Genomic DNA, 11,477 nt, shown 5'->3' on the forward strand with positions numbered 1-11,477 from the left:
ACCCGGGTATTCTGCTTGTATTCTATAATCGCTGAAATAGACGATACACTCACACTCTGATGTGAGCGTCACTTCGATTCAAACATTAATTATCTTATCAACTACCAGTATAAATAGCGCACATCCATACTGTTCGATAGACGACGATTCTCACATTTTGGGTGATAGTTTATATTTATTGAAATCATATCCGTCTATATGACTGCCCCAGGACCGGATGCAGAACATGCATTTCGTCTTGGAACTATCGCTGGTGCGCTTGTTGGTATAGCTGTCATCGCAGTCGTATATCTACTTGGGAATACAAATGTGTGGTTTATTGCATATGCTGCTGTAATCTTATTTCCGGTATATCTCGTTATTATTGCAGTAATATTGAGTATCTGGCTTGGATACGATGTCGACCCAGAGCAACTCGAACCTGTCTCGAAGTCTCGATAACTGAGTGTATCTATCGCTACAGTATTGACAATTTCTTAGAAAGGAGTACACCACCAAATGAGTTGCATACAACAATTACGTAAGTTCAAGGAGAAAGCCCGGCGCTTCAGGGCTGTCTTTTACCCATAAGTTCGTGGAGTCGTAACCGGACATTTCAGACGCTCTCAGAGATATTTTGAACTCAGCAAATCGAGGCGAGAAGCGATTCAAACAGTGATATCGGCTGTGGGGGTGACAGAACGCCGGTAATCAACTCCACTGCAATTGTTCCAAAGAGGTGTTGAAACTGTAGATACCGAGGATTTCAGTCGTGCTCGCCGATCCCGTTCCGCTACAATCCTGACTCGAGTTGTGGGTGAGAGACAGCCCTTCAGGACAGGGAGGAAGTCAAGGACGAGAGTATAGCATTGCATTTTCTACACAAAAACTAAGACAACTATCGGAGCTTTATTCCAAGGCGGTTCATCAAAACTGGCTGTATCGGATAGCAATCTTCCTCCATTCAGACCAATGTCTCTATATCATATGACACTTTGATTCTATGTCTCAGAAGATCGTGATGTGATAATTCACCTACCCACTAGTCAGAATGTGTTTGCGTGTGTTCAGCAATTGTTGCTGCAACAAGATTTCGCATTCCACGTCGAAGTCGCCCACTCACAGCAGTTGAGGAAAGATCTAACTCATCTGCAACATCACTGAGTGATACGTCTCGCGGTTCATTGAAATATCCCTCCCGGAACGCAATTTGAAGTGCCTCCCGTTGTTCATCAGTTAACCCAAATGAAGACTCTCCCCCAGCATCCTCATTACTATATATCTCGATGATATCAAGCGTAATATTATTTTCAGTGCTATATTCCCAGATAGCATTTAATGCTGATCGATCAGGGAGCAGTAAACGCACTAACCATCCATTCCCCTTTGTCTCGGTATGAATGAGAAATCCATTTACCTGGGTCACAACCGTGCTTATTAGTTGTGTCTCTGGGGTGTGTTCAATATAATAAATTGATGTTTCCCCTGTTTCATCAACAAGTTCATACGAAGCAACGGTTGCATCCATGTCGAGTGTTGTTTCAAGCTCATCACGGTCGTGATACTCGATAAAGAATGGAAAGGTCGTCGAACCAGGATCAGTTGTCCCCTGCGTAATGACGCGGATTTGTATATTCTCAAGGCTATTTAGTGTCGGGACAAGTGCCAAGCGCTCATGTTCGATATGTACTTTCGCGGTGATGGACATTTGATGATCCTCTAATCGGATTATCAACCGATTATAAATCAGTTTTCTACCAGATTGCCAATATGCCTGTCGGTCAAAAGCCGTCGAATCACTTTCATTGAAATTTCAAACTGAATCCCATCTTCGAATTTACCCCTTGCGGCGCACACATAAATAGTATTTGAGTACCAGACTCTATCTTTTTGAAAGTCAATGATTGGTTTGTATATTGATATTGATATTGATATGACGACGTCTTTGCATGGAGAAGGCTTGTTGCATCTTATTTTGATCACTCACACAGAGCATTCAGTCATCTTAGCTTTGATAGACAATATAGTATCTCCAGTCAGCGCTTCCTGTGGTCCATTGATGCGAATGAGTATTTTACAGAATGCAAAGAAAATGCCCCAGAGCTTTGATCTGACCCCGAAGCGATTCACATGAGTGAGTACAGGAGATTATTCATGACCACGACATATACGTGTCGGCAGCGTACAATACTGTATAATGACAAAGCCTGCCGACATCCGCGCGGCCGTGCCGGCGTTCGAAGATGTGCGTTATATGAATACAGGCGCGAGTGGTCCAAGTCCACAGTCGGTCGTCCAGGCAGCACAAAATGCGATTGAGATGCATGAATGGGGCGTCGCTAGTGACCCAGGTCCATATCCGCATGCATTTGATCGGTATGATGATATTCGCTCGACAGTTGCTGATTTTCTTGGTGCCTGTCCCGAAGAAATTGCACTGACACAGAGCACAAGTGATGGCATCAATCGGGTCGCCGGGGCGCTTTCATGGGAGCCTGGCGATGTAATTGTCCGAACAGATCTTGAACATCCCGCAGGTGTTCTACCATGGGAGCGACTGGAGCGTCGTGGCTGCGATGTTCGTGTCGTTCCAACGCAGAATGGTCGTATTGATCGAGACGCATACCGGGATGCTGTTTCTGATGCCTCGTTTGTTTGTCTCAGCGCATTAACATGGAACTATGGAACTATACTTCCCGTTGAGGCACTTGTTGCGGACGCTCATGATGCTGGTGCGTTTGTGCTTGTTGATGCCGTCCAGATTCCTGGTCAGCGCTCATTCGATGTGACTCAGTGGGATGCGGACGCTGTTGCGATGGCAAGTCACAAATGGATGCTTGGTCTTTGGGGAGGCGGAATTCTATATATTGATGACTCCGTCATCGACGATCTTGATCCAGCAGCGATTGGATACAGAAGTGTCGTTTCACCCGGCGATGAAGAATCACAATATGAATTAAAATCCGGTGCAGCGCGATTTGAGGTCGGAACAACAAATACGGCACCGTACACCGCTTTAGAAAGCGCGATTGAGATTATTGAGGATATTGGAACAGATACAATTCAATCACATATCAATATGCTCACCACACGAGCATCTGCAAATATCCCATCTGACCGACTTGTGAGTCCATCAAATCCTGAATCCGGGTTGGTGACAGTCCACGTTGAAAATCCACAGACAGTCGTTGACCGACTGAATGCTGAGCATGATATTGTTGTTCGAACGCTCCCTGACCCTGCTGACTCCATTCGTGCTTCATTGCATGTGTATAATACGCGTGAGGATGTTGATGCGCTTCTTAGTGGGTTACAATCAACAGTTGATGGGTGGTGATGAGAGATTGAGCTTTTATTCAACGAGCATGAATAGCTAAGGATTCATCATAACGTATTGTTATTGTATATCACACTCGTTGTGAAAGTAGCTCTGAGAGTAGTTTCCGTTGTGCAACCGCGAGATGTTCAGTGAATGTCGAGAGACCAATGCCAAGTTCATCAGCAACGGTCGTTGCATTCGCGTCACGAGGGTATTGAAAATAGCCCATACTGTAAGCAGTTTGCAGGACTTCCTGTTGTCTATCGGTCAATGCCCCACGATCAACAAGCGCCCGATCAGGTTCGTCCGAGCCTCCGCTCGCGTCCGCATGGACAAGATATCGGAGTTCAACCCGCTCTGCAGCGTCATCGAGTTTATCAACGATTGTCCGAAGCTTATCCACGCTCTCAAGATGGAGCGTTAAATGGAGCACACCGGAGCGAGCACGAACGTCGGCAACGGGGGCGCCTGATGATTCAACAATTTCACACGCACATGCTTCTTCATGATTCCGTTTGAATCGATATACGCGCTCATCCCCAACATCAACAACTGGCTCAGCACACTCAAAGTCTGATTCGACGGCAGAACTGATGTCCTGTGAGACACGAAACTCTTCAGTAACAGTCTCATCTGCGCCCTGTCCTGTCCAGTTGATATCCGTTACAGATCCCTCCTGTGTCGCCGAAATGGTTGACACTGGACAATTCGTTGGGTTATGAACCGCTAGTTCAGTTCGAATGCCGTCTGGCATAATTTAATTATGCAAATCAAAAGGCAAAAATGTACGCTATATGATGACATAGTATATTTTTGATATTACATCTAATCGTTCTTTGAGTGTGCAATTCAGCATCAGACTATTGAGCTACTATATCGAACTACTCTATCTTGCTTACCTACCGCTTTCAGGATTTGTTTCTTACTACGGGGAATTAGCCTGTGGATATTAAACCCCTCAAAATTTGGGCTAGCGCATGAATCAATCCGGTGATACAATAGTATGTAATGAGTTCTATTCGGAGTCAATTTGCGGTGAGTGCGGGATCAACAATGATGATGATTTCGCGAGCCACACTGACTGGACTTATTGCAATTTTTATTTGTGTTCATTTCGCCGGTATTACACTGACGCTTCAAACCCAAGCAGCAATTTACTTACTTGGAATGGTTGCATTAAATCTTCCACATGGTGGATATGAGCACTTTGCGAATCTTCGTCGTCGAGCGATGCGATTTCGAGGGAAATATATTGCTGGATATCTATGCGTGGCAGCAGTATTTATCGCTGTGTTTGTGCTCGCACCTGTTATCGGACTTGCAATTGCAATCGCGATTGCCGTTGCAAAGGGTGGCGGTGGTGATCTCTATGCCTTGCAGATAACAGCAGGAACTGGTCATATCCAATCGCGAGCACATCAGTTGCTTGCAGTTGCTGCCCGTGGTGGCGCGGTCATGGCTGTACCGATTGTCGTTTTTCCCGAGACATTTCATACGTTTAGTTCGCTTATGATTGGGATGGTTGACCCTGGTGGGCTTACTGGCATTGCACGTTATTTCGACGTTACCCGCATCATCATTGGGGTTGGCTATGCCGCAACGGTCATTGGGCATCTCGGTGCCGGATACCTGCATCGCACAGTCGATGGAAGCGGGTGGATGGTTGATGCTGCTGAGACAATATTGCTCATTGGATATTTTGCAGTCGTTCCTGTCGTTGTTGCTGTTGGATTGTACTTCCCGTTGTGGTACTCAATGCGGCAGGTTGCACGTGAACTTAATATTGAAACGAATACAACACAAGGGTCAGACCTCCTTGGTGGAACTACTGTATCTGCGGGGGGTGTTGCGCTTCGTGCATGGGTCGTATTGATTGCTGGTGCGCTTGCAACGGCGATTGTCGCTGTTGGATTCTGGTGGGTTGTGCCGAATCCAGTCCCAAGTGAATCGATCTCCTTCGGGTTAGTTGCGTTTTGGAGTGTGTTCATTAGCATCATTGCACTGCCACATGTGCTTGTTGGGAATGTCCTGGATCGTCAACGTGGCATCTGGCATGTACCATGATTATTTCCTCTACTCACAGCGATTATCATGATAACAAAATTAGCAACATTTTAATCAGACTCCTGGTGATTAGAAAAACTTCGAGGCGAAAACCCTGTTATTTAGCGTGGAGAGAATATCAAAAAATCTACTGATATGCTACTTGCATCTTGTATACACGTAGACTACTCAGGAATATCAGTGCTCATATCAGCCTCAGTTGTTGAACCATCACCACGGTCATCAGTATGTATTGACTCTGATGTCTCGATATTATCACCGTTTTCATCAATCTTCGTAATCTGATCTCCCTGATGTTGGGGGGTGGCATCACTATCCGGACTTTCTGTATTCGTTATGCCAGCGCGTCCAAGATACAGTAATACAAGATATCCGACGACACCCGAAAAAAAGAATCCAACTGGAATAATAAACGGTCCGCCGATATCAAGTATTATCTGCCAGATTTCGATGAGCGATTGTACGAGCATATAGACTTCTCACGCTCAACCGTGTTAATTGTCAGCCGTCATTTTAAATTCATCACACGTTATTTTGGCTTGATGACACAAGTATTATATATCACCTTTACTTCATTATATGTGCAATGGCGAAAGGCACGGTTGCGTTCTTCAACGACACGGGCGGATATGGTTTTATCGAAAGCGAAGACTCTGAAGAGGACGTCTTCTTCCACATGGAAGACGTCGGTGGTCCGGATCTTGAGGAGGGACAAGAAGTTGAATTCGATATCGAGCAGGCTGATAAAGGTCCACGTGCGACCAACCTCCAGCGATTATAAGAACGCATCAAACAGCTAGATTAGCAGTATTGTGGTCGACGTCCTGTCGACTCTCATCATGAATTCTGTATTTCTCATCAATTTGAGCGCACGCGCTTGCGATTGAGATCCCAGTATTGATAGACTCTATGTGCGTTATTGGAATCCCATCGCTTCAATCTGCTCTTGATATCGATTTCGAATGGTCACCTCAGTGACCTGGGCAACATCAGCGACTTCACGTTGTGTCTTTTTTTCATTACACAATAATGACGCAGCATAGATAGCAGCAGCAGCAAACCCAGTTGGGGACTTCCCTGAAAGCAGACCCTGTTCAGCAGAAACGTCAATGATTTCAGTCGCTTTCGACTGCACTTCCTCTGATAAATGAAGTGAGGAGGAAAACCGAGGAACAAATTGTTTCGGGTCAACAGGTCGTAATTCAAGTCCAAGTTCCTGAGAGATATACCGATATGTCCGCCCAATTTCTTTCTGTGGAACCCGGGAGACTTCAGCGACCTCATCGAGTGAGCGCGGGATTCCCTCTTGACGACATGCAGCGTATAATGCGGAGGTAGCGACACCCTCAATTGACCGCCCCCGAATCAGGTCTTCATTCAATGCACGACGATATATAACGGATGCAACTTCACGAACTGATCGTGGAACACCAAGCGCAGATGCCATACGATCAACCTCTGAAAGTGCAAACTGAAGATTACGCTCACCAGCGTCTTTTGTTCTGATTCGCTCCTGCCACTTGCGTAGTCGGTGCATCTGTGAGCGCTTTTCAGATGAGAGTGACCGTCCATACGCGTCTTTATCCTTCCAGTCAATTGTTGTTGTCAATCCACGGTCATGCATTGTCTCTGTGATCGGTGCCCCAACGCGGGACTTTGACTGCCGTTCAGAGTGATTAAATGCTCGCCACTCGGGACCCCTATCGATTTGTCGTTCGTCCAAGACCAACCCACAGTCATTACATACCAACTCACCTTGGTCAGCATCAGTAACAACATCTCCTGATTCACATTCAGGACATGTGAGCCGTTCATCAGACGTCTGCTCTGTCTCCTGCTCACGCTGACGCTGGCGACTCGGGCGCTCCATATAAATCCTGTGGTGAAGGGATAATTTAAGTCTTCGCGATATATTTATACCACACTACCTGTGCTAAAGTATACAAACACATGATAATGAGTGGGTATGCATGCATAGAACGTGATACGTATGATCATGTTCTGCTGACTGAGGGCAACATCATTCAAACTCAAGATATGTTTTTCCTGTGAGCGAATTACAGGTAATACAGGCGCAATACCACGGCCTTCAGACCGTGGATACGCGCCGTCGCAGCCGGGGTTTCCGAACGATCCTAACATGACCTAAATATAGTTGTTGGTGCAGTGGCTCTGACCATAGTGTAGCCGAGCGCCCGAAAGGTGGCGGTTTGAGTGTGAGTGTCCGTCCACGCTGGAAGCAGAGTGTGCCCCACGTGGGAAACAAAGAATAAGCACCAGGCGAGCGTTAACGCAAATGTCAATTTGTTAGTTGCTGTAGATTCAAACACATGCATCCAGATCGACTAAATTATGATAAAAAGACAGATATAGATGTCAAGTAAAGCGAGCCTTGAAACGGAGTTAGCGGTTGTTTCGGGATTTGAGTCTCCTCAGATTAAACTTGAGCAATATCCCACACCACCTGAGATTGCTGCTCATGTCATCCATATCGCTGATCTTCAAGATGACATTATTGATCGAACTATTATCGACCTCGGCACTGGGACTGGAATGTTGGCTCTTGGGGCAGCATTCCGAGGTCCTAATCAAATTATTGGCATTGATATAGATCGGTCAGCACTCCAGATAGCACAGACAAATCAATCTCGTGTCGGTACAACAGCTAGCATTGAATGGATCCTGGCGGATGCAACACAATTGTCTTTTCATTCACAGGCGATACAAAACAGCGACCCTGTAACTGTTGTGATGAATCCACCATTTGGCGCACAACATGGGCAGAAACACACAGATCGAGCCTTCCTTACAACAGCGGCACGGATTGCAGATGTATCATATTCAATCCATAATAGTGGGTCACAGTCATTTATTGAATCTTTCGTCGCCGATGAAGGCGGAATAATAACACATGCGTTTGAGGCATCATTTACTCTCAATCGCCAATTTGAGTTTCATGATGCTAGCTCAACGAATATTGACACGGAAGTCTATCGAATCAACTGGACTGATACTGATATAACTGTGAGTAACTCCACTGAGGAATAGACTCACATACGCCATACTCACAGTCATATTTTTGCGCTCAAGCCTGAGACTGACATCCTCCCGCGTGTGAAGACCTGTCTTTTACTTATGAGTCATCCCGACGAGATGGACGGGGCGAAGCAGTAAAAATTGCTTTTATTGTCGGGATTTGGAAGTCTCATCCCGAGCAGCCGGGTATGCCAACGACAAGTTGCCCTGGTTTGAGCAGCCCCTGTAGCCCGATTAGCAACCCTGGTCGGCGTATTATAGTGATTAGTTCGAATAGTTTCACCGGCGGTGTCGAATAACGCGGGTTCAGCGTCTCCTATCACCGACACGAATAATCACGGCGGTAAGGACTCGCACTAATACTATCAGTCATCAGGATATGTCTCAAATCCTCCTCAACAGCGGCTCAAACGACATGGTGGGATGCTGTGAAGTTATGAGTAAGGGACAGGCCTGAAGATCAGGTATTCTTTGTATTCTAAAGGAAACAGCGAGAGTTCCACGGGTCACCTGACCCGTGGTCGTTTACTGCGGCGCAGATCTTGCTCATCGGTTCTGCGATATATTGGTTTTTAATCGCTTGAAACTAATTATATGTTTCTGCTTCGAACAGTGCAATTCGGGTCTGCTCATACGAGACATAGATTATTTTTGATTTTCGTTCGAACTGCAACCCACTGATAGTCACTGAGGTATTTGTTGGTGGGAGTGGTGCTGTTTTCGTTCGATTTGATGCATTTACTCGGAGTTCGTATGTCGTTTTTTTTGGTACAATCGTGACGGTTTTATTCGCAAGTTGTGGTGCCGCGGTAACTGGGTCTGAAAGATATAGAACTGTTTGACTCCGTAATTGTTTATTTGTCTTATCGGCATCTCCATTTGTCGTGGGTGCATTCCCAATCGAGGCGTTGACTCGATATGCGGTCCCATTTCCACCTGCCGTCCAGCCAGTTCGGCTGATATGTACCGGTGTTCGCCAGCCTGGTCCTCCAAGCGAAACAGTTGATTGCCCAGCAAACGCTAATCGACCTGTTGAAACTGCTGTTGTCCAAATACCGCGATCAGCGCTTTGAATGATCACTCCCGAGGTGGTGACTGTTGTCGTCTCACCAAAGGCTGTCAAATTAAATGCGGAGACAAGCCCATTTTCAACCCCTTCTGCGTATGTCAGCTTATAATCTCGGACGACAACTGTGTCGCCTGGCAATGACTCATTATCAGTTGTGTACAGGTTATATGGAATCGCCGGTCCGGCGAGTGCAGCGGTCGTAATTAGAAGGACCCCGGTAGCTACTCGCCACTTTCCGTTGAGACCATGGTTTTCATTTTTATTATCACGCGAGACAGGTGGACCTGTATCTGTATTTGTGCTTGTGCCTGCGTGTACACGTGTATTTAGATTTGTCATGACAGCAATCGTGACAACAACTGCGAGTATAATCACAAGCGCCACGCCAACTGCTCGGTAAAGAACATATGTATCTCCGCCTCGATACCAATATACCGCCCACAGTGACTGCTGAATCCCAACAAGCACGACTCCAACCCAGAGTCGAAGAGCACGTGGACGCGATTGTTCATCTAGTTGTCGTGAACGAATAACGACAAGCCCAAGTAACACGCCCATAAGCAACCCAAGCGCATGTCCTTGAATAGCGATATCAGCCCACCATGGCGAAAGATACGCTGACCGACCACCAGCAGTGAGTGTGGGCGACTGCACAGCAGTTATAAACACCCCGATTGCATCAGCACCTATCAGCGCTAATGCCGTCCCAAGTGGGTATATAATCACTGCAAACCCAACGAAGGCAAATACAACTCCTGAAAATCCAATGACCGGACCTAGTCCAAAGACGGTCCCAATAAGACCGACAATCACAGCAGTACACGGTACAGCAAGAACACGGGCATATGGATTCATCCTTATCGAACTATATGAAGATGACTGTGCTCGGCGTGCATGTGGGAAGTGACCCCATGCGTATTCAGCGAGCGGTGCAACAGCAAGCGTTCCAAAGAGATTTCCAAGCAAGTGCCCGGGACCGTTGTGTGTGAATGCTGCTGTCAGCATTCCAAGTGGATAAAAATATGACCATGCACGAAATGGAATTGTAATCGGACGACGCCAGTGCGTCAAGCCATCCTGAAGAAAAAGATACACCAGGCTGACAAATACAATCGTGAGGATCGTTCCCCACGGAATGCCTAGAATAAATCGATCTTGAAGCTGTATGCCACTATGACCGTGGTCATCATTACCATGTGTCTGCGTTCGTCTAATCCAGACAATCGTGAGCACAGCTATGGCTGTAACAGCAATAACGACAAGACGCTGGAGCGTTGGAGGGGATAAAAAGCCTAGTTGATACACCACAGCTGTGTTCCTCAACCGTTAACCGGTCATAATTCAGAGTTTTCCTTCAGCGTCCTCAGCTAACTCTTTCATTCGTTTTCCAACACGACCAGCATTAGAGAATTCATCTTCACTCATGACTGTAGCAAGCGCATTCCCAAGGACAAATACTGCATGTTTGTGTTCACTCTTTGATTTATGTACATGCGATGGATTGACATCGAGGTTATCATATGTCTCAAAAAGATTATCATCAACGCTCTCACGTCCAGCGAAATTTTGTTTAATCGTTAGCATCTGCTCATGCAGTTCTAGTAGTTCATCCTTGTGCATACGTATTGATACAACAGAGCGAAATTTAAGGGTTGTTGGTGATTTATGCCACACCAATTAAAAGACGTACTCGTCTTCGTGACCCATCATACCATCATCTTCGAATCGATCCTCATCATCCATCGGTCCACTTGTTTTAAATGCTCGAATACCAGTTGAGAGGAGTTCCTCAATTGCTTCTTCACGATCGACGAACTCATCCTTATCGACAAGTTGTGCAATCTGCGTTTCGAGATGCTCGGGGACGTTAATATCTACATTTGGCATCTGAGTATTCGGTCTTTGAATCGGGTTTATTTAAACCCTACGCCAGTAATTTTCGATTGAGAGAGCTTTCGTTTTCAATAAGAAATATATAAATTTCCATTCTACCAGAATAGTTTGTAAAAT

12 protein-coding genes are annotated in these 11,477 nt (G+C 46.0%); 5 read left to right on the forward strand and 7 right to left on the reverse strand.

Going from position 1 to position 11,477, the window contains the following annotated elements:
• The first annotated feature begins 198 nt into the window (after positions 1 to 198).
• Entirely contained in the window at positions 199 to 441 is a 243-nt protein-coding gene (locus HQRW_RS04640; RefSeq protein WP_014555661.1) for a hypothetical protein, read from the forward strand.
• A gap of 580 nt (positions 442 to 1,021) precedes the next feature.
• Here the strand turns inward: HQRW_RS04640 and HQRW_RS04645 are convergent.
• Complete coding sequence (locus tag HQRW_RS04645) at positions 1,022 to 1,687, reverse strand: DNA-binding protein (RefSeq protein ID WP_014555662.1); 666 nt, start codon at positions 1,685 to 1,687, stop codon at positions 1,022 to 1,024.
• 489 nt (positions 1,688 to 2,176) lie between these two features.
• Between HQRW_RS04645 and HQRW_RS04650 the strand changes: the two genes are divergently transcribed.
• Positions 2,177 to 3,316: an aminotransferase class V-fold PLP-dependent enzyme gene (locus tag HQRW_RS04650; protein ID WP_014555663.1), complete on the forward strand. Its 1,140-nt coding sequence runs from the start codon at positions 2,177 to 2,179 to the stop codon at positions 3,314 to 3,316.
• A gap of 70 nt (positions 3,317 to 3,386) precedes the next feature.
• On the opposite strand, the gene HQRW_RS04655 is transcribed toward HQRW_RS04650, so the two are convergent.
• On the reverse strand, positions 3,387 to 4,052 hold the full coding sequence (locus tag HQRW_RS04655) for a helix-turn-helix domain-containing protein (protein WP_014555664.1): 666 nt from the start codon (positions 4,050 to 4,052) through the stop codon (positions 3,387 to 3,389).
• Positions 4,053 to 4,333: 281 nt separating this feature from the next.
• Between HQRW_RS04655 and HQRW_RS04660 the strand changes: the two genes are divergently transcribed.
• On the forward strand, positions 4,334 to 5,362 hold the full coding sequence (locus HQRW_RS04660) for a Brp/Blh family beta-carotene 15,15'-dioxygenase (protein ID WP_231852422.1): 1,029 nt from the start codon (positions 4,334 to 4,336) through the stop codon (positions 5,360 to 5,362).
• Positions 5,363 to 5,526: 164 nt separating this feature from the next.
• Here HQRW_RS04660 and HQRW_RS04665 read toward each other — a convergent pair whose 3' ends face one another.
• A complete protein-coding gene (locus tag HQRW_RS04665) occupies positions 5,527 to 5,832 on the reverse strand; it encodes a hypothetical protein (protein ID WP_011571140.1) in 306 nt (101 codons plus the stop codon).
• A gap of 116 nt (positions 5,833 to 5,948) precedes the next feature.
• On the opposite strand from HQRW_RS04665, the gene HQRW_RS04670 reads away from it, so the two are divergent.
• A complete protein-coding gene (locus HQRW_RS04670) occupies positions 5,949 to 6,143 on the forward strand; it encodes a cold-shock protein (RefSeq protein ID WP_011571141.1) in 195 nt (64 codons plus the stop codon).
• A gap of 135 nt (positions 6,144 to 6,278) precedes the next feature.
• Here the strand turns inward: HQRW_RS04670 and HQRW_RS04675 are convergent, their stop codons facing one another.
• Positions 6,279 to 7,232: a transcription initiation factor IIB gene (locus tag HQRW_RS04675; protein ID WP_011571142.1), complete on the reverse strand. Its 954-nt coding sequence runs from the start codon at positions 7,230 to 7,232 to the stop codon at positions 6,279 to 6,281.
• Between the two features lie 503 nt (positions 7,233 to 7,735).
• Here HQRW_RS04675 and HQRW_RS04680 point away from each other — a divergent pair.
• Positions 7,736 to 8,410, forward strand: a complete 675-nt coding sequence (locus HQRW_RS04680) for an METTL5 family protein (protein WP_014555666.1) — start codon at positions 7,736 to 7,738, stop codon at positions 8,408 to 8,410.
• A 574-nt stretch (positions 8,411 to 8,984) separates the two neighbouring features.
• Here HQRW_RS04680 and HQRW_RS04685 read toward each other — a convergent pair.
• Genes HQRW_RS04685 through HQRW_RS04695 form a run of 3 tightly spaced genes read right to left on the reverse strand, consistent with a single transcriptional unit; the run spans position 8,985 to position 11,354 of the window.
• Positions 8,985 to 10,775 (reverse strand): rhomboid family intramembrane serine protease, encoded by a 1,791-nt coding sequence (locus HQRW_RS04685; RefSeq protein ID WP_014555667.1) that lies wholly within the window; start codon positions 10,773 to 10,775, stop codon positions 8,985 to 8,987.
• Positions 10,776 to 10,808: 33 nt separating this feature from the next.
• Positions 10,809 to 11,087, reverse strand: coding sequence for a UPF0058 family protein (locus HQRW_RS04690; RefSeq protein ID WP_014555668.1), 279 nt, complete (start codon positions 11,085 to 11,087; stop codon positions 10,809 to 10,811).
• Between the two features lie 57 nt (positions 11,088 to 11,144).
• Positions 11,145 to 11,354, reverse strand: a complete 210-nt coding sequence (locus HQRW_RS04695; protein ID WP_011571146.1) for a DUF7120 family protein — start codon at positions 11,352 to 11,354, stop codon at positions 11,145 to 11,147.
• Between the last annotated feature and the right edge of the window lie 123 nt (positions 11,355 to 11,477).

The sequence above is a fragment of the Haloquadratum walsbyi C23 genome, assembly GCF_000237865.1.
Taxonomy (GTDB): Archaea; Halobacteriota; Halobacteria; order Halobacteriales; family Haloferacaceae; genus Haloquadratum; species Haloquadratum walsbyi.